The following is an 18903-nucleotide window of genomic DNA, read 5'->3' as shown; positions in this document are numbered from 1 at the left end:
AAGGATTTATGAAATCTTAAAAAGCCGTTATGCTCTGTTATGGCAGCATGACGGCTTTAATTAATGGAGCTATGTCCCCAAATATACCTCGATACGGGAAATCAACCGATCTCTCACATCTTGCGCTTCTTTTTGATCTAATACAGCCTGGCATATCGTCTTCTTTTCGCCACTGACGTAATGCAGTACATATTGGGTCACTCTGCATTCCGGTGCATAAGTATCCTTACGATCCGTATTAAAATAAGTCACCTGGCAGCTTCCGAGAAAACAGAAAGATAGCTCACCTGTAGCTGTGAACAGCCAGCCTGGCAGCTTGGGCTCCAGCCTCAAGGATAGTCCCCTATGATCATAGCCAAACGGCTGTCCGCCCGTCATCATCCATAACCACATATGAATAAATTCTGCCGTAGATCCGCTCAGCCTCGCAATATATCCCGTTCCATGCAAACTTGCATCAGGATTAGCAATACTAGCAATGAAGGAGCTATTCTCCAGCGTGCTTCTTCCGTAGACCTCTGGGTCCATAAAAGGCGGAAACGCTTTTTTAATGTCTGAAAAAAATTCAGTGTATAGACCCGCTCTTAAGCATTCAAGTAAATATTTAAATTCCATATGCATAAATATAGATTCATTTTCCAGCCAATCCGGCGTAAAAGCTCTGGAACGACCGAGTTCAAACGGCTGCCCCGCCAGACTTTCGTTCACCTTATACATGCCCAGCTTCCTGTCGTAAAGCCCACTCTGCCTGATTTGCCGATATAGCTCCTGCCCATTTACAATGTCGCCAACCACTTTCATAGCCCGGGTCGGTCCCTCTAGAAAATATGGGGTATCCTTACGTTCGAAGGAATGTATGTTTACGAGCTTGCCCCCGCAGTCATCCTCCTGTACCTCGAATTCTCTGGCTTCATAATAAAAGAAGGTTGGGTATATCCCCTCACCGATAAGCAGAGCCTTATCCATCCCCTGTTGGAGTTTACGTTCAGCTTGACGCAAAAACACCAGTACATCTTCAAACGCTAGTGGTGTTTCTGTTCCTTCAAATCCAAAACGAATCGATTCGCGGTACGCTTCTCTAGCATCCGAAATTCGTGACCAGAAGCTGTAATCCTTGCTTTCATCCCTGTAATCAGCCTCATCAGAATCGTGGTAGTATTCCTCCATTGTGAGCTTCAGCTGTTGGATCAACTTAGCAACTTCTCGCGGCAGCCGTAGCACAGAATTGCCCGAAAGCTTCACCTGTGCATGTATTAAAAATCTTACAAGTCGCTGTAATTCACACAGTTCACTGAATCCAGAAGCAAACAGCCCCGGAAGTCCGTTCATGGAATCATTCCATCCCGGCTTGCCCGCCTCCATCTCAATTCCCAAGCCCTCCGGGTCCAGCGTGGACAGCTTGATGGCTGCCAATGACAGCAGCTTTTCATATAAATTTGACTTATAAATCTCTCCGCTTCCATGTTCAGTTCGAACCCAATGAACATCGCCATCCCGGGCGTGCAACTGAGCTTCTTTCTCCTTGCTCTTTACGACCGCCCCGTACTGACGGATACGTCCGTCCTTCATCTGCACGTATTTGTTTCGACGTGGCTGTACCCATGCCGGACTGTCGTAATACATGTACTCTCGGGTCGCGAGCAAAAGTTTCTCTTGTTTGTCTGGATAGATACTTAGATAACTTTCGATTAGATCCATGTTATATGTCCAATGGTCGATCCAGAAACCTTCACCAAAATCAGCCTCATAGCATTGTTCGGAATGCTTGAGAGCTTCGGTTACAAACGTCTCAACCGTTTGCTTTAGCGCGATGTTGTCATGAATGATATGTTGAATTAGCTCACCCGGGGTGAACGACGATTGAAAAAAAGCACGCAAAGACGAATGATCTGCCACCTCCACCTGTCCCAGCAACGGTTCCAGCTCTTGTATTTGAAAGCTACACCCCTTTACAACAAGCGGATTATAGCCGTCCGGCTGAATCAGGCTCATAAACAAACGGATATTGAAATCTCCTATGCCGGGGTTAAACCACACATCATTTCTCCGGTTCTGGTTTGCATCGCGAAAATTACCATTTCCTTGAGAATAATATCCCGCCTGGAGCTTAAAGAAATTATAGTCCCGTTCCAGATCCCCATGCTTGCGCGAAAATACATGATATACAAACGGTTGCTCAGTGCCGTTGTCCAGCAGCAATGGATAACCACCACGTAACAGGTTATCCAGATAGTTCTGACGGCAGTATTCGTCAAATAACGGAATGGATGTCCGCGTTGCCATTCAATTCTTCGATCAACGCTTTGGCTTCCTCCGCCTTCCGCTCGATATAAGGCATGGTTGCGATTTCCGTAATCCGTTCATTGATAGAGTGAATATCATTCACATGCCCGATGATCGTACAGTGATTGACGGCAGTACCTGCTGCTAGTCGTGCTGTGTAGCCGCTAAACCCACAAGGCACTTTATTCGTCGTCACAGGCTGCTGTGAAACCAAGTCTTCGACGCCTTTTCTATTTAAAACCCGTTATTCGCCATCACTTGCTTGAACCACAGCGCACTTTGTTTGGGTGTCCGTTCCTGCGTGTCGTAATTGATGTGTATAATACCAAAACGTTTGCTGTATCCCCAGGCCCATTCAAAGTTATCGAGGAATGACCAGACAAAATAGCCCTTAAGCTGACCTCCCTCCCCAATAAAGCGATGGCATGCCTTTAAATGTTCCTCAATGTAATACTGACGTCCAATGTCCTCAATCTTTCCATTCACCAGTTCGTCCTTCATCGCTGCTCCGTTTTCCGTAATCAGGATGGGTAATCCCTTGGAAAAATCCTTCTCAATCCGCGTTAGCAGCTTATAAAAGGATTCAGGGTGAATCTCCCATCCCATATCCGTTACCGGTTCCTCTATGGAAACCTGCTCGACCTGAAGCAACGAAGCGTCTGTAGTCGCTCGAATGATACTGCGGGCGTAGTAGTTGATGCCCAAAAAATCCCCTGGCTGCTGAATCAGCTCCATATCACCAGGCTGTACAAAATCCAATCCATTCAAGTGCGCCCCGTACCATTCCACCATATCCTCAGGGTATTTCCCGTTAAACAATGGTTCGGCAAACCATCGATTAATAAAACCATCCCGCCGGACAGCAGCGGCTACATCTTCGGGGTGTTCAGAGGCTGCATCGACATGCTCCATGTTCAGCGTAATACCGATGTTGCCCGTCAGGCCCTTTTCCTTGTGTAAGTTCATGGCTATCCCGTGACACATCAGAATATGATGAGCGGCAGTAAAGGCTTCCCTCCAGTTCTCATGGCCGGGGGCATGCTCTCCTGTGCCATAGCCCAAAATAGAGGCGCAGTAGGGCTCATTTATCGTATTCCACCAGCTTATACGCTGTCCAAATCGATCCATGATTACAGAAGCATACGTTTTAAAATGTTGGATAATCTCTCGCTGCGTCCAACCGCCTTCGTCCTCAATCCACTGCGGTAGATCCCAATGATACAGCGTCAGCATTGGAATTAGCCCGGCCGACTCAATCTCATCCAGCAGACGCTCATAGAAGAGCAACCCCTGTTCGTTAACCACGCCGGGTGCGGGAATAATGCGCGGCCAGGCCACGGAAAAACGGTAATGTAAAAAACCAAGTTGCTTCATTAATTGCACGTCTTCCTTAAAGCGGTGAAAATGGTCACAAGCCACATCTCCGCAGTCCCCTCCTATCACCTTCCCAGGTGCTCGACAGAAAGTATCCCAAATAGAAGGCGTTCTTCCTTCCTCATCCACGCCACCTTCAATTTGATAAGAAGAGGTCGAAGTTCCCCACATAAACGTGGTGGGGAATGTATAGGTATTCTCACTCATACTCGGTATCATCCTTTCAGGAATCAAGACTTCACAGCTCCGGCCATTGCACCGCCGACAATAAAGCGCTGGAGGAAAATATACAAAATAACGAGCGGTAGTGTAACAATCAGAATGCCGCAAGCGAGCAGCGGCCAGTTGTTCATGTATTGTCCGTAGAAGGAGAACAATCCCTTGGTCACTGGCTGATAAGCAGGATCAGACAAATAAATAGTAGGACCTATAATGTCGTTCCACGCTCCAATCGCTGTCAAAATGATGCCTGTTGCCAACACCGGCTTCATCAGCGGGACAAGAATCGTAAACAAATATCGTGAATATCCGTACCCGTCCATGGCAACCGCTTCATCCAGCTCTCGGGAGACAGACTTGATATACCCCACAAACATCAGAAAAGCGATGCCGGTACCTGTTGTTTTCAGCAAAACAAAACCAAGCTGGGTATTGTAAAATCCCAGGCTAATGGATATCAGGAAAAACACTTTTTCAGCATTGTAAAATTCCCCCTGTACTCTTAGAATAAATGCATTCACTTTTACGAAAGCGGTTTAGTTGATTACAGCTACTATTATGTATCGGATAGCCTGTATTTGTAAATAGAGAATTGTAAATTATCAAATAAAACATAAATCACCGTTTTTACTCCTTAAAATACTAGGCAACATCCTTTATTCACACTGTTGACTCACTTCTATGAGGTAGCATAGAATACGAGTAATCATTAAGTTTGAAAAGCAAAGTTAATTTAACTAAATCAGTTTAGTTACGGAGGATTCCATGAATATAAAAACAATAGCTAGCATGGCAGGCGTTTCAGTGGCAACGGTTTCGAAAATCATTAACAATTACACAGACATCAGTGAGGAAACCCGACAGCGGGTACTTAAAATCATGGAGGAAACAGGCTATAGACCCTCCTCCTCGGCTAAAACGCTTGCTACCAAAAAATCTAATCTGGTAGGCGTTATATTTGCCGGCAAGCTGAATGTTGATTTTAGTCATCCTTTTTTTGTAGATATCATTAATGTCTTCAAAAAACAGATTGGCTTGCTCGGTTACGATCTGCTATTTTTCTCAAATGAGAAATTTCTGGATAATGGAGAGGACTATTTGGCTCGCTCGAAATATTTTTCAGTGGACGGGTGCATTATTATTGCTGGAGATGAGGTGGAGAAGAGTGTTTTTGATCTCGATGCCAGCCCTATCCCCTGCATCGGTGTCGATATTGAGCTAACCGGAGCTAGTTCCTGCTATATCATGTCCGACAATCAGAAGATTTCAATGAAGGTTGTTGAGCATTTTTACATGAATGGATACCGCGAAATGGGTTTTATAGGCATTGAACGCCCCTCTTTGGTTATTAAAGAGAGAGAGGAAGCCTTTACCGCCTCACTAAAACGGTTTAGTCTTGACGTTAGACCTGAATGGGTCGTGTATGGTAAGGACTACGCGGCAGAAGATGGATACCAGGTCGCGAAGGCGTGGATACAGCAAGGAAATTTACCAAAAGCTATTTTTGCGGCGACCGACCTGCTTGCTTTTGGTGCCATACGTGCTTTCAAGGAAAGCGGCTTGAGGGTACCCGAGGATATTGCTGTAGTGGGATGTGATGATATAGAAGCCTGTCGTTATACCGAACCTCCACTGACGACTGTAAAACAAGACAAGCAAAAAATAGGCCGTCTAGCCGCTATGGTGCTGTTTGACCTGATGAATAAACAAATGGATACGAAATGTATTAAAGTAGAGCCGGAACTAGTCATTCGTAGCTCCTGCGGAGCCCGGCAACATTGGAACCATACGAAGGTCAAGAGTTAGCATATGCCTTAAAAAAGATGACTCCTGATAAATTCAGAAGTCATCTTTTTGCAGTTTAATATTCAGAGACCCATCGCTTATCTATTACTTGTAGGCCATCGTCGCATTCACGGCCTTTTTCCAGCCTTCATACAAGCTTTCACGTGTTGCTTCATCCATATTCGGGGCAAAAGAGGTTTCCACCCTCACCCGCTTGCGAAGTTCATCCGTACTCTTCCAATATCCAATAGCCAAACCTGCCAGACATGCAGCTCCCAGTGCCGTCGTCTCATGGATAACTGGCCGCTCCACTGTTGCATCCAGAATATCGCTCTGGAATTGCATCAGAAAATTGTTCAATACAGCTCCTCCATCCACCCGCAGCAATTTCACTGCAATACCTGAATCAATCTCCATGGCTGTAAGCACATCCTTGGTTTGATAAGCGAGTGACTCCAATGTGGCGCGGATAAAATGCTCCTTCGTGGTCCCGCGTGTCAGGCCGAACATCGCTCCGCGCACCTCGCTATCCCAGTAGGGGCTGCCCAGTCCGACAAAAGCGGGTACAAGATACACTCCTTCCGTAGACGAAACACGGGCGGCATAAGGTTCACTGTCCTTCGCTTCACGGAACATACGTAGCCCGTCTCGCAGCCACTGGATCGCCGACCCCGCTACAAACACACTCCCCTCGAGTGCATATTGCACTTTGCCTTCCTCCAGTCCCCAAGCGATGGTCGTAATCAGGCCGTGCTTGGATTCCACTGGTTGATCCCCCGTATTCATCAGCATGAAGCAGCCTGTGCCGTAAGTGTTTTTGATCATCCCTTTTTCGTAACATGCCTGACCAAACAAGGCTGCCTGCTGGTCACCTGCTGCACCGGCGATCGGTACATTCTGACCAAAGAAATGGTAATCCACAGTGTGCGCATATACCTCGGAAGAAGGTCTTACCTCAGGTAGCATGATTTTCGGAACACCCAGAATGTCCAGCAGCTCTTCGTCCCACTTTAGTTCATAAATGTTGTACATCAGCGTCCTGGCTGCATTGGAGTAGTCCGTTACATGTGCCGTTCCGCCGGATAGTTTCCAGATCAGCCACGAGTCTATCGTACCGAATAACAGGTCACCTCGTTCCGCCTTTTCCCGCGCGCCCTCCACATGGTCCAGTATCCACTTTACTTTAGTGCCTGAAAAATACGGGTCGATCAACAGGCCTGTTTTGCTGTGAAAAAGCTCCTCGTGCCCTTGCCGCTTCAATTCTTCACAGATGTCCGAAGTTTGGCGTGATTGCCATACGAGTACGTTATACACGGGCACTCCTGTATTTTTGTCCCATACAGCCACCGATTCTCGCTGATTGGTAATGCCGATGGCAGCTACTTGATTTGCTTTTACACCGGATTCGGAAAGACAGGAGGCAATGACCCCGAGAATAGAGCTCCAGATTTCATTCGCATTCTGCTCTACCCAGCCGGGATGAGGAAAATACTGCGGAAATTCTCGCTGAGCCGAGTACACTACATCTCCTTCGCTATTGAACAAAATCGCTCTTGAGCTTGTCGTTCCCTGATCTAGTGACAAAATATATTTTCCCATTGTTCATCTCTCCCCGTGTAAATCCATCGTTTTTACGCTGTAAGTTTGTGATCCATTTTATGATTTTTATAAGTTCGACTCATACGGAAGGTAATCAAGAGGACAACCACGATGACCCCTAGCAAAATCCAGAAAGCCGGAGTCACACTCCCCTTAAAAACGGCCTGATAAAATGGCCCTGCGAAAGATCCCCCCAATAGCGGTCCTATAATGGGCACCCATGCATATTTCCAGTTGGACGCCCCCTTACCGGGAATCGGTAGTAAATAATGCATCAGACGCGGCCCAAAATCCCTCGCTGGATTGATGGCATAGCCCGTTGTTCCTCCAAGAGATAAACCGATACTGACAACTAAAAAACCAACAATCAGTGGTTTCAGGCCATCTGTAAATGAATTGGCGCCAAACGACAGTAAAGCAAGAACAAAGATGAAAGTACCTATCATTTCACTAAGCACGTTGCCAAACGGATGATCAATAGCTGGTCCTGTCGCGAATACACTGAGTTTGGCTGCTGTGTCCTCCGTCTCTTTCCAGTGGGGCCAATAATGCAAAATAACGATCACTGCACCCGCCATGGCCCCGAGAAGCTGAGCCACAATATAGCCGGGAACATCTTGCCATGGAAAACTACCCTGAAATGCCAACGCCAGTGTAACTGCCGGATTCAAATGCGCTCCGCTGATTTGACCCACTGCATACACCGCAATAGCTACCGCGAGCCCCCAACCCATTCCGACCACAATCCAGCCGGAAGCGTGGGCAAATGACTTTTTCAGGGACACCCCTGCGCACACTCCGCCACCTAGGGCAATAAGAATCATTGTCCCTATGAATTCGGCTGCGTATGGCGACATACAACCTACCTCCTCAATAGATCATCCGATTTTGATCGCTTTCATCGCACAAAAAAAGAAAAGCCATCACAAACCAACCCTGTGCTGTACCATGGGATGTCTGCGTGGCTCTCTTGTCTCCGTCACGATTATTAACTTAAATTTGATACTATATAAGCATGTAAGCGATGTCAACTGCGGATTTACGTTTTTTCATAGCTTAAAATAATCGTTGACCATGTTAGATTCTCCGATTTATGATGTGAAAAAATGGTTTAATGTGAGGATTTCAGGATGAATACGACACTCCCAAACTCGATGAAGAAGGGAAGAATGTTATGCTGAAATTTCTGCAAAAAATCGGCAAGTCGTTAATGCTTCCAGTAGCCACTCTACCCGCTGCAGGGATCTTGCAAGGATTAGCTCTGATTAATTATGAAACGGATATACCACTTGGTCCCGGAGTTGGCGGATTTCTGAATCATTATATCACTCCTTTTCTGAACGAGGGGGCGGGGGCCATCTTCGATAACCTTGCGCTCATTTTCTCCATTGGTGTTGCCATTGGTCTGGCAGGCGACGCAGTAGCTGCATTATCGGCAGTCATTGCCTATATGGTGCTGACCCGTATTTTGGCGGCAGTGCCGGGTATATTTGCATATATTCCAGACGATGTCAAGCTGGACATGGGCGTATTGGGGGGTATTTTTATCGGTGGATGGTCTGCTTTTCTGTTTAAAAAATATCATAATATTCAGCTCCCGGATTGGCTTGGCTTCTTCTCAGGCAAACGCTTTGTCCCCATGATCACCGCCTTTACGACCATGATTCTGGCCATTCTGCTCGGTATGATCTGGAGTCCGATACAAGATGGGATTGCAGTCTTCGGCAACTGGATTGTCGGCTTTGGCGGAATCGGATCAATGGTATTCATGATTGCCAATCGGCTGCTGATCCCGCTCGGTTTGCATCATGTGTTGAACTCGATCGCATGGTTTCAAATTGGTGACTACACCAATGCTGCCGGTGAGGTCGTTCATGGTGACCTGACGCGTTTTTTTGCAGGCGATACATCGGCGGGTATATTCATGTCCGGCTTCTTCCCCATTATGATGTTCGCGCTGCCAGCAGCAGCCCTCGCATTCATCCATACCGCCAAACCGGAAAAACGTAAAGCCGTCGCTTCCATCTTCATCGGTTCTGCGCTGGCATCGTTCCTGACCGGAATTACCGAGCCCCTCGAATTTTCGTTTATGTTCATTGCACCATTGCTTTACGGCGTGCATGCTCTGCTGACAGGCCTGAGTGGCCTGGTCGTATACCTACTGGATGTCAAACTTGGCTTTTCTTTTTCAGCAGGACTCATTGACTATCTGGTCAATATGAAACTCTCCACCCATCCGTTGCGAATGATCCCGGTCGGACTTGTCTTCGCCCTCATCTATTACTTTCTGTTCCGATTTATCATTCTCAAATTCAACCTAAAAACTCCTGGGCGTGAAGACAATGTAGAAGACAGTCTCCTGTCTGAGGCTAACGAATCTGTACCCAATGGAAAGGCAAGCACCACATCCAACACTCAGTCCAGTCAGGCAGGCAGAATACTAACCTATCTCGGCGGTTCAGACAATATCCAAAGCATTGATGCCTGCATCACGCGGCTGCGTCTTGTCGTCAAAGACGACAAAGCGGTTAACGATCAAGCTCTCAAGCAGCTCGGAGCGTCGGGAATCATCAGGCTTGGTAATGGTACCCTGCAGGTTATTTTCGGGACTCGGTCCGAAATTCTGAAAGATGAAATACAGCGGTTGATGTCATAGGCTGAATCCCTAACTTAAACACGTGCGTTCTTCATATAACAGACGCGCGTGCTTTTTTTTAGTAATAAACGTTTCAAATTTTTTGTTTTTGGTTAAGGCAATGCACATAAATGGGTAACAGCTTCATATGATGGAGCTAAACCATTTACAACTTGTTTAGCAGGCAGATTATCTCAGACAGCAAGGAGGGAAATGATGTGAAGACAGTACAATGGCTGGTACTATGTCTTGCTTTTCTCACGATGTTCAGTGCTTGTAGTGAACCCTCGTCCTCTGAAAGTCAATCATCTGAAACTAATTTGTCAAACAGAAAAAAGATAACGCTTACATTATGGTACTGGAACCGTTCCATTGACGATGAACTACTCGCCCAGGCGGAAAAACAATTTCCCAACATTGAATTAAAAACTCAAAAAATAGGCGGTGACTTCAAAGCCAAACTGAAGACAACGCTCGCAGCTCGTTCCGGTGAACCAGACATCGTAGCTCTGAACGATTGGATGGTGGAGCTGTTCCCCAGTGCGGATCGTTTTTATGACTTAAGGGAACTCGGAGCAGACCGCTTGAAGGATCAATATTTGGAATGGAAATGGAATCAGGGGATTACTCCTGATGGTAAAATGATTGCATTTCCCATGGATACTGGGCCTACCGCCCTCTTCTACCGAAGTGATCTGTTTGAACAAGCAGGCTTGCCTAGTGATCCTGAAAAGGTTAGTGCCTCCATCCGCACATGGGATGATTACATGGCAGCCGGAGAACAACTTCAGCAGAAATTCGGAAGCCGTTCATTATTGGCTGATAATATTGTAAACGTTTACAATCAGGTACTTGCTCAGCACACAAACCTTTACTTCAAGCCGGATGGCAGCTATATCGGCAATCAATCTCCTGATATCCGTCTGGGCTGGAAAACTGCTGTCGATTTCCACAAGAAGCATCTGCTCGCCAACGCAGATGGCTGGACTCCCGAATGGAACGCTTCGGTCAATAACGGCAAAATCGCCTCTTTTGTAGGGGCTATCTGGATGAAGCAAGTTCTCACAGAGGCCGCGCCGGATACAGCGGGCAAATGGAGAGTCGCCCGTGCTCCTGGAGGAGACGGCAATCTGGGAGGGTCATTCATTTCTATCCTCAAATCCAGCAAACATCCCAAAGAAGCTTTTGAAGTCCTGACCTGGCTGCAAAACCCGGAACACCAGCTGGTAGCCTACCACAAAATCGGACTGTTCCCGTCCACTCCCGGCGTCTATAACGATCCTATCATGGAGACACCCGAGCCTTTCTTTGGTGGTCAGGCCACCGGACTCATCTTTGCCACTTCCGCACGTCATGTGAAAAGCAGCTATTTCGGCGAGCGCTATCCTGTCATCCACGGCATTGTGACCCGTCGCCTTGCTAATGTCGCCAAGCAGGATGCCAATCCCGATGCATTATGGACGGAAACCATGGATCGAATCGAACGGGAATTACAGCGATAAAAAAACAAAATTCAAAAAAGGCGTGTGGACATTATGCTGAGAGAAATCTGGAAGCACCGTGCCGTTTATGCTGCGATCTCGCCGTTTTATCTGCTGTTTGGCATCTTTGGACTGTTTCCGATTGGCTTTTCATTATATCTAGCGTTTCACAAATGGGACGGGATCGGAGACATGACCTACAACGGCTGGGGCAACTTTCGCTACCTTGTGACAGACAATGAATTTTGGCAGGCTGTAGGCAACACCTTTGTGATCTGGGTGTATGCAACGATTCCGATGCTATTCTTCGCACTGATTATTGCCTTTCTGCTTTATGCCCCTTTTGTGAAAATGCGCACCTTATGGCGAGTTGGATTCTTCCTGCCCAATGTGACGTCTATTGTGGCTGTTGCCATCATATTTGGTGCCTTATTTGCCAACAATTTTGGATTTCTCAACTACCTTCTGCAACTCTTGGGACTACCCATGGTTCAATGGTTGAATGTGCCATGGGGTATCCAAATTGCCATTTCTTCTATGGTCGTATGGAGATGGATGGGCTATAACGCAATCATCTATTTGGCCGGACTCCAGAGTATTCCGCATGTGCTGTATGAGGCCGCCAAAATAGACGGGGCAACCGGAGCGCAAGCTTTTTTCCGCATCACTATCCCCATGCTGCGCCCAGTCATTCTGTTTACGGTCATTACGTCCACCATCGGCGGTATGCAGCTCTTCACCGAGCCACAGGTCCTGGTCGGTAATGACGGCGGTTCCGGGGCAAGTGGCATGACCATCGTTTTATACCTGTACCGCGAGTCGTTCATTAACAACTATTTTGGATATGGTGCAGCCGTCGGATGGGGCATGTTCCTCATCATTGCTCTATTCTCCATCATAAACTGGAAACTCGTTCAAGGTAAAAAATAACGATGGGAAGGAGCTTCACAACATGATGCAGACACGCGCAAAATCCTTTGTTTTATATGCCGGATTGTTGGTGGGAATCATCCTGTCGATGTTTCCATTTTACTGGCTGATCGTCATGGCAACTCGTACCACTTCAGACATCTACCGTTTTCCACCGCAATTGTGGTTTGGCAGCCACTTCTTGGATAACATAACGAGAGTATTACAGCAGATTAATTTTGCCGGAGCCTTTTTTAATACCCTTTTTGTAGCCAGTTCTGTTACCCTATTGGTTCTGTTTTTCGATTCACTGGCAGGTTTTGCATTCGCCAAGTTTGATTTTCCGGGCAAAAAAGTGCTATTTATCGTTCTGCTAGCTACGATGATGGTCCCTTCACAACTTTCGCTTGTCCCCTCCTTTGTCATGATGGCCTCCTTTGGATGGGTAGGTACGTTCAAAGCGCTTATCATCCCGGGAATGGTAAATGCCTTCGGCATTTTCTGGATTCGTCAATATGCGGAAGAATCCATCCCAAAGGAGCTGCTGGATGCGGGCCGGATGGACGGATGCAGCTTTTTTCGACTGTACTTGAATGTAGCACTGCCTATTCTACGTCCTGCGTTCGCTTTTCTCGGCGCGTTTACCTTTATAGGAGCTTGGAATGATTATTTATGGCCGCTAATCGTCTTAACGGATGAGCGTAAATTCACGCTCCAGATTGCACTGTCACAATTGAACGGAATTTACAATACGGATTATGCGATGGTCATTGCGGGCACCCTGCTGGCTGTACTGCCACTTATTATTTTGTTTCTTTTCATTAGCCGCCAGTTTATTTCCGATCTTGCCGCTGGAGCGGTCAAAGATTAGATTTACTTGAATTCCCTTATTCATTTCATGTATAATAGTTAATCGTCATTTCAAATAGCTTACATGATGAAGTTAGGTATCCAACAGGCAATCAGGTTAAGCGATTTACGATTTGAACATGAACTATGAACTGAGGGGAACTTTCCAGATGAACAAATTCACATATTATAACCCCACCAAATTAATATTTGGAGACAATCAAATTGAAGAACTGCAGCAGGAGCTGCTGAATTACGGCAAAAATATTTTACTGATATACGGAGGCGGAAGTGTCAAGCGAAATGGTCTGTATGACCAGGTATTAAACGCGTTAGAGCCGCTACATCTTAACATTCATGAATTGTCCGGCGTAGAGCCGAATCCGCGCTTGTCCACCGTTAAGAAGGGCATCGACATTTGCCGAAATGAAAACATCGACTTCTTACTTGCAGTAGGCGGCGGAAGCGTTATTGATTGCACCAAAGCCATCGCAGCAGGGGCTAAATATGACGGCGATGTGTGGGATATTATCAACAAAAAGCACATGCCGACCGAGGCTCTACCATTCGGCACCATCCTCACACTCGCCGCCACCGGTTCAGAAATGAATCCGGATTCTGTCATCACCAACTGGGAAACGAACGAAAAATACGTATGGGGCAGTGCGGTGACGCATCCGAAATTCTCCATTCTGGACCCTAAAAATACCTTTTCTGTGCCACGTGATCAGACGGTATATGGCATGGTGGATATGATGAGCCATGTGTTTGAACAGTATTTTCACAATGTTAAAAATACACCGTTGCAAGATCGTATGTGCTTTTCCGTGCTGCAAACCGTGATCGAAACTGCACCTAAACTGCTAGAGGATTTGCACAACTACGAGCATCGTGAAACGATTTTATATGCCGGAACGATTGCTCTTAACGGAACACTGCAAATGGGCTACTTCGGGGACTGGGCTTCGCATACGATTGAACATGCATTATCCGCTGTATATGATATTCCTCATGCTGGCGGTCTGGCAATTCTGTTTCCCAACTGGATGAGACATACAGTGGATCAGGATGCTGCACGCATGAAGCGGCTGATGCTCAGCATGTTTGACTTAGACACCGTAGGTAAAACAGATAGAGAAATCGCCTTGGAAGGTATTGACCGTCTTAGTGCATTCTGGACAAGTCTCGGTGCCCCTTCTACGCTGGCCGATTACAATATTAATGATGAGCAATTGGAAAAAATCGCGGACATTGCAGCCCGTGAAATGGAGTACGGAGGATTTGGTAATTATAAAAAGCTGAATCAAGAAGATATTTTAGCTATTTTGCGTGCATCGTTGTAACATTCAAAAGGGAGTGTCCTCAAGCCTGTGATGGCTGAGGGCACTCCCTTTTGGAATTTATGAATTAACCGTTTGTCCCTTTTCTTCTACTTGAATAGCAGCCCCTACATTGGCACCTGCAAGAATGCCCTTTTTCTTATTAGGATACAGAGAATCCATATAGGTTCGGGTTTCTGCAACTACGATTCCCGATAAGCCAAGCAGTGCAATCAGATTCGGGAAAGCCATCATTGCGTTAAAGATATCTGCCAGCAGCCAAATGGCTTCCAACTTGATGAACGCACCTCCTGCCACAAGTGCGATGAACAAATAACGGTATGGTTTAATCCATTTGACACCCAGTAAATATTCAACACAACGTTCCCCGTAGTAATTCCAGCCCAGTATCGTTGTGAATGCAAATAAAATAAGGCTAATCGTCACGAGTTCTGCACCAGCCGGAAAGGCACTGGAAAACGCATGCTGGGTCATCAGACCTCCATCGTCATTTCCACTCCATATTCCCGTAACCAGCAACGTAAATCCCGTCAGATTACAAATAATCATCGTATCGATAAATACGCCTGTCATGGATATCAGCCCTTGTTCTGCAGGCCATTTCGTCTTAGCAGCTGCTGCTGCAATTGGCGCACTTCCCAAACCGGCTTCATTAGCAAAAATACCTCTGGCAACTCCGCTTCGCATCGCCAACATAATCGTTGCTCCGGCAAATCCACCCGTTGCAGATGTGGTCGAGAAGGCCCCTTGTAATACTAAAGCAATCGCATGAGGAAGCTCTCCTGCAAACTTAATGAGTACAATTAAGCAAACTACGATATAGAGCCCCGACATGAATGGAACAATCTTTGTGGATACCTTGGCAATACTTTTGAGTCCTCCAATCGTAACAACAGCCGTTAACACGGAAATAATGATCGCTGTAACTACCGTTGGCACTCCAAAGCTACTTTCCGTCGAAGAAACGATAGCCTTTACTTGCGGAAAAGTACCGATTCCAAATAGGGCTACAAGAACACCAGAAAAGGCAAACAACATCGCCAGCGGCTTGAAACGGCGGCCAAGCCCGTTTTCAATATAATACATCGGGCCACCCGAAAATTGTCCGTTCCGGTCTTTAACACGGTATTTAACGGATAATAATCCTTCCGCATATTTGGTTGCCATCCCGAAAAAAGCTGCAACCAGCATCCAGAATAATGAACCGGGCCCACCCAGTTTGATCGCTGTTGCCACGCCGACAATACTTCCTGTACCTACAGTAGCTGCCAGTGCCGTACTCAATGCTCCGAAGCTGCTTACATCTCCGCTACCTTCGTCCGGCGCTTTACCAATTAGCTTGAGCGCCAAAGGCAATCGAATAACCTGGAGCAGCTTCAAACGGATCGTTAGCCACAACCCAGTGCCCATTACAAGAATAAGAAGCGGCGCTCCCCATATCCAGCTGTCAATCGTTTCTAATACATGTACCAAATTCATTTCAACCCGCTCCTCCAGCATATTAGAAAACAAAAAAGAGTCAAATCAGCTGATTCGACTCCTGGAGAGGTTAAAGGCACGAAAAAATACAACCATCTTGTGCAGGTTTCTACCTCTAATAGCTCATAAAAAAGCCTAGGGGCATTCCCTGTCACAGGTTATTCGCGTCTCTGTCCTTTTGCCTGAGAGTTTAAGCAGATGTTTTCTGCGGTGCACCTTCGGCGCCCAATTAAGGGTCTCTCCAGAGTTCTGTCCGTTTACGGTCCCCGCTTGTTGCTGTAACCAGCCTAAGCACCTGAGAGTTTTGCCCCTTCGGTCGGAACTTTCGTTCCATCTCCCGCAAACATCAACCAGACATATGAAATTTTTATTTATTATACAGAAAACTTTCAGCTTATTACAAGTGAAAAGTTTGTGAAGCCCTCTGAAATATTATTATTGTGTCTATCAAAAAAGCAGATACAGCAAATTTCATCCTTAGGATGTCCTCTGCTATACCCGCCCGAGATGATATGGAATTACAATTCTTCACCATTGGTTGCTATCACATTTTTATACCAGTTAAATGAGTCCTTTTTGGAGCGTTTGAGCGTTCCGTTACCGTCATCATCCAGATCAACGTAAATAAATCCGTAGCGCTTGGACATTTCGGAAGTAGACATGCTCACAAGGTCGATAGGACCCCAGCTGGTGTAACCAATCAGATCAACACCGTCGGCAATCGCTTCCTTCATTTGGACAATATGCTGACGCAAGTAATCAATGCGATACGTGTCATGCACAGAGCCGTCTTCTTCCACCTTATCATACGCACCCAAACCATTTTCCACGATGAACAGCGGCTTTTGATAGCGGTCATATAACGTGTTCAGCGTAACACGCAGGCCGATCGGATCGATCTGCCAGCCCCAGTCGGAGGACTGTAAATATGGATTTTTCACGCCACCAATCAGGTTTCCTGCTGCTTTCTCACCTTCTGGACCTGCAGATACGGTCAAGGTCATATAGTAGCTGAATGAGATAAAATCAACCGTGTTATTTTTCAATATTTCGGCATCGCCTGGTTCTGTGTGTATTACAACATTATTTTCTTCAAAATAACGATTCATGTAGTTAGAATATTCCCCACGGGCATGCACATCCGTAAAGAACAGGTTCATCTGATTTTCATGCTGGGCTTTCAGTATATCCTCTGGGTTACACGTATGTGGATAGCTTTCAATACGTGCCAGCATACAGCCGATCTGAGCGCCCGGGATGATCTCATGTCCCCGTTTGGTCGCCAGTGCACTAGCTACAAATTGATGATGCAATGCTTGATATATCGCTTGTTGTTTGTTTTCTACACGGTCAATAACCACACCGCCACCGGTGAACGGACTCATGGTCATTACATTGATTTCATTAAAGGTCAGCCAGTATTTTACTTTATCCTTATAGCGTATAAACACCGTTTCGGCATAATTTACGTAGTGCTGTATGACTTCACGTCCCAGCCAGCCATTATACTTCTGCGTCAGACCTAGCGGTGTTTCATAATGTGACAATGTTACCAGTGGCTCAATATTATACTTGCGCAGCTCATCAAATACATTGTCGTAGAATTGCAATCCTGCTTCATTCGGCTCGGCATCATAGCCATTCGGGAAAATCCGCGACCAGTGGTTGGACATACGGAATACTTTGAAGCCCATTTCAGCGAACAATGCAACCTAACGATAACCGTTCTCCTTTGAAATGCATTGATAGATACTTTAAAATAGACGTAATGCCTTCATAAGCATCCTAATCGTTGTAACGCGTTTCATGTCAAGTATTTTTTCTTATGTGAGGAGAAGCACCATGTCGAATCTTGATCAAATTGCAAAACTGGCGGGCTTTTCCAAAGCTACGGTATCCAGAGTATTAAATCAGTCCCCCCACGTTAGTCACGAAACAAGAGCTAAGATTTTGAAAATCATGCAGGAATTAGATTATGTTCCTAATCGGAATGCCATTTCTCTATCCAAGGGTCAGACGCTTCAGATCGGTATCATTACTTCAACTATTAATGAAATTGTTCTCGCTTTTCTGGACAGCTTTGTGGAAGTAGCGGGCCAATATGAATTTCAAACCATTATTTATACTTCGGGAGAAGACAAAAAGAAAGAGCTTCAAGCCTTTGAGGATTTAAAAAGAAAAAGAGTCGATGCGCTGGTCATCATTTCCTGCGTGAATGACACTGATTTTTTGAGCACCTATTGCAAATATGGCCCGATCGTGTCGTGGCAACGAATGGAGCATACCGATATTCGCTCCGTCGCTATGGATCAGTATGAAGGATATATGTTAGCGCTCAAACATTTGATACAAAAAGGCTATACTCGTATAGCCAATGCTTTTGGCCGTCCGAGCAGTATTAATACCCATAGTAGACAACGAGCCTACGAACAGATCATGAGTGAGCACAATCTGCCAGTGTTGCAACACTGGAATCACTCTTCTATTTATAATATCCGTGATGGCGAACAGGTCGTACGGGATTTGTTACAGCATCCGGACGAATTTCCAGAGGCTATTTTATGTGCTAACGATTATGTAGCAGTGGGCATTCTCTGCGAAGCACGCAGACAAAAACTGAACGTACCGGAAGATCTGGCAATTGTTGGATTCGATAACACGGAGCTGGCGCATACGCTGGGGATTACAACGATTCAAAATCCTATCATGGCTCAAGCACAAAATGCCTTTTTCATGCTTTCCCCTCAGCTGATTGGACGCCAAATGAAGCTTCATTCGCTAGAGTACAGCCTCATTGAACGTACGACTACATAAGGTAACGATGTACTTGCAAATTAGGCAAAAGGGCCTTGATAAGAAATATTTTTTGTCGAAACAGAATAAAATATGTTGAAATCGCTTTTTTTTGTGCTACAATAGCACTATATCGAAGGATTGTGACCGGTGATGC

13 protein-coding genes, 2 pseudogenes and 2 riboswitches are annotated in these 18903 nt (G+C 46.0%); of the genes and pseudogenes, 7 read left to right on the top strand and 8 right to left on the bottom strand.

The genetic code is table 11. From position 1 onward, the window contains the following. Positions 1 to 69: 69 nt before the first annotated feature. From NLX78_RS09585 to NLX78_RS09570, 4 genes and pseudogenes are all read right to left on the bottom strand, one after another. Positions 70 to 2283, bottom strand: a complete 2214-nt coding sequence (locus tag NLX78_RS09585; RefSeq protein ID WP_254350249.1) for a hypothetical protein — start codon at positions 2281 to 2283, stop codon at positions 70 to 72. Continuing rightward, entirely contained in the window at positions 2252 to 2497 is a 246-nt protein-coding gene (locus tag NLX78_RS09580; RefSeq protein ID WP_254350248.1) for a hypothetical protein, read from the bottom strand. Before NLX78_RS09580 ends, NLX78_RS09585 begins: the two co-directional genes overlap by 32 nt. Positions 2498 to 2517: 20 nt before the next feature. Next, on the bottom strand, positions 2518 to 3864 hold the full coding sequence (locus NLX78_RS09575; RefSeq protein ID WP_254350247.1) for a GH1 family beta-glucosidase: 1347 nt from the start codon (positions 3862 to 3864) through the stop codon (positions 2518 to 2520). Positions 3865 to 3887: 23 nt separating this feature from the next. Next, a pseudogene (locus NLX78_RS09570) lies at positions 3888 to 4346 on the bottom strand (carbohydrate ABC transporter permease); the annotation flags it as partial. A 295-nt stretch (positions 4347 to 4641) separates the two neighbouring features. Here NLX78_RS09570 and NLX78_RS09565 point away from each other — a divergent pair. Next, positions 4642 to 5682: a LacI family DNA-binding transcriptional regulator gene (locus NLX78_RS09565; protein WP_254350246.1), complete on the top strand. Its 1041-nt coding sequence runs from the start codon at positions 4642 to 4644 to the stop codon at positions 5680 to 5682. Positions 5683 to 5766: 84 nt separating this feature from the next. On the opposite strand, the gene glpK is transcribed toward NLX78_RS09565, so the two are convergent. After that, the gene (glpK, locus tag NLX78_RS09560) at positions 5767 to 7260 is read right to left on the bottom strand and encodes a glycerol kinase GlpK (protein ID WP_061828827.1); all 1494 of its coding nucleotides are present in this window, start codon (positions 7258 to 7260) and stop codon (positions 5767 to 5769) included. 32 nt (positions 7261 to 7292) lie between these two features. Continuing rightward, positions 7293 to 8117 (bottom strand): MIP/aquaporin family protein, encoded by an 825-nt coding sequence (locus NLX78_RS09555; RefSeq protein ID WP_254350245.1) that lies wholly within the window; start codon positions 8115 to 8117, stop codon positions 7293 to 7295. A 317-nt stretch (positions 8118 to 8434) separates the two neighbouring features. Here NLX78_RS09555 and NLX78_RS09550 point away from each other — a divergent pair, with 317 nt between their 5' ends. The 5 genes from NLX78_RS09550 to NLX78_RS09530 all read left to right on the top strand — a co-directional run bounded on the left by NLX78_RS09550 (position 8435) and on the right by NLX78_RS09530 (position 14477). Further along, positions 8435 to 9916, top strand: a complete 1482-nt coding sequence (locus tag NLX78_RS09550; RefSeq protein ID WP_254350244.1) for a PTS transporter subunit EIIC — start codon at positions 8435 to 8437, stop codon at positions 9914 to 9916. Positions 9917 to 10113: 197 nt separating this feature from the next. Beyond that, entirely contained in the window at positions 10114 to 11397 is a 1284-nt protein-coding gene (locus tag NLX78_RS09545; protein WP_254350243.1) for an ABC transporter substrate-binding protein, read from the top strand. 33 nt (positions 11398 to 11430) lie between these two features. Continuing rightward, complete coding sequence (locus NLX78_RS09540; RefSeq protein ID WP_165179212.1) at positions 11431 to 12306, top strand: carbohydrate ABC transporter permease; 876 nt, start codon at positions 11431 to 11433, stop codon at positions 12304 to 12306. A gap of 22 nt (positions 12307 to 12328) precedes the next feature. Further along, positions 12329 to 13156, top strand: a complete 828-nt coding sequence (locus NLX78_RS09535; RefSeq protein ID WP_061828831.1) for a carbohydrate ABC transporter permease — start codon at positions 12329 to 12331, stop codon at positions 13154 to 13156. A gap of 148 nt (positions 13157 to 13304) precedes the next feature. Beyond that, positions 13305 to 14477 carry an iron-containing alcohol dehydrogenase gene (locus NLX78_RS09530; protein WP_254350242.1) on the top strand — a complete coding sequence of 391 codons (1173 nt, stop codon included), beginning with the start codon at positions 13305 to 13307 and terminating at the stop codon, positions 14475 to 14477. 57 nt (positions 14478 to 14534) lie between these two features. Here NLX78_RS09530 and NLX78_RS09525 read toward each other — a convergent pair whose 3' ends face one another. Together NLX78_RS09525 and NLX78_RS09520 are read right to left on the bottom strand one after the other, a co-directional pair. Further along, positions 14535 to 15953: an alanine/glycine:cation symporter family protein gene (locus tag NLX78_RS09525; protein WP_235308583.1), complete on the bottom strand. Its 1419-nt coding sequence runs from the start codon at positions 15951 to 15953 to the stop codon at positions 14535 to 14537. 160 nt (positions 15954 to 16113) lie between these two features. Beyond that, positions 16114 to 16208: riboswitch (glycine riboswitch) on the bottom strand. Between the two features lie 18 nt (positions 16209 to 16226). Then, a riboswitch (glycine riboswitch) is annotated at positions 16227 to 16303 on the bottom strand. A 168-nt stretch (positions 16304 to 16471) separates the two neighbouring features. Then, a pseudogene (locus NLX78_RS09520) lies at positions 16472 to 17665 on the bottom strand (glycoside hydrolase family 1 protein); the annotation flags it as partial. Between the two features lie 130 nt (positions 17666 to 17795). Between NLX78_RS09520 and NLX78_RS09515 the strand changes: the two are divergent. Further along, positions 17796 to 18767 (top strand): LacI family DNA-binding transcriptional regulator, encoded by a 972-nt coding sequence (locus NLX78_RS09515; RefSeq protein ID WP_061828835.1) that lies wholly within the window; start codon positions 17796 to 17798, stop codon positions 18765 to 18767. Positions 18768 to 18903 lie beyond the last annotated feature (136 nt).

Origin of the sequence: Paenibacillus sp. Lou8.1, assembly GCF_024213565.1 — a bacterium.
In the GTDB taxonomy this organism is placed as follows: domain Bacteria; phylum Bacillota; class Bacilli; order Paenibacillales; family Paenibacillaceae; genus Paenibacillus; species Paenibacillus polymyxa_B.
Note: the sequence above shows the minus strand (reverse complement) of the source record. Positions and strands in the feature narration are given on the sequence as shown.

What these genes read in the sequence shown, in the direction of transcription:
- NLX78_RS09585 (WP_254350249.1), bottom strand. Translation starts at nt 2,283, where the DNA reads ATGGCAACGCGGACATCCATTCCGTTATTTGACGAATACTGCCGTCAG.
- NLX78_RS09535 (WP_061828831.1), top strand. Translation starts at nt 12,329, where the DNA reads ATGATGCAGACACGCGCAAAATCCTTTGTTTTATATGCCGGATTGTTG.
- NLX78_RS09540 (WP_165179212.1), top strand. Translation starts at nt 11,431, where the DNA reads ATGCTGAGAGAAATCTGGAAGCACCGTGCCGTTTATGCTGCGATCTCG.
- NLX78_RS09550 (WP_254350244.1), top strand. Translation starts at nt 8,435, where the DNA reads ATGCTGAAATTTCTGCAAAAAATCGGCAAGTCGTTAATGCTTCCAGTA.
- NLX78_RS09530 (WP_254350242.1), top strand. Translation starts at nt 13,305, where the DNA reads ATGAACAAATTCACATATTATAACCCCACCAAATTAATATTTGGAGAC.
- NLX78_RS09565 (WP_254350246.1), top strand. Translation starts at nt 4,642, where the DNA reads ATGAATATAAAAACAATAGCTAGCATGGCAGGCGTTTCAGTGGCAACG.
- glpK (WP_061828827.1), bottom strand. Translation starts at nt 7,260, where the DNA reads ATGGGAAAATATATTTTGTCACTAGATCAGGGAACGACAAGCTCAAGA.
- NLX78_RS09555 (WP_254350245.1), bottom strand. Translation starts at nt 8,117, where the DNA reads ATGTCGCCATACGCAGCCGAATTCATAGGGACAATGATTCTTATTGCC.
- NLX78_RS09575 (WP_254350247.1), bottom strand. Translation starts at nt 3,864, where the DNA reads ATGAGTGAGAATACCTATACATTCCCCACCACGTTTATGTGGGGAACT.
- NLX78_RS09515 (WP_061828835.1), top strand. Translation starts at nt 17,796, where the DNA reads ATGTCGAATCTTGATCAAATTGCAAAACTGGCGGGCTTTTCCAAAGCT.
- NLX78_RS09525 (WP_235308583.1), bottom strand. Translation starts at nt 15,953, where the DNA reads ATGAATTTGGTACATGTATTAGAAACGATTGACAGCTGGATATGGGGA.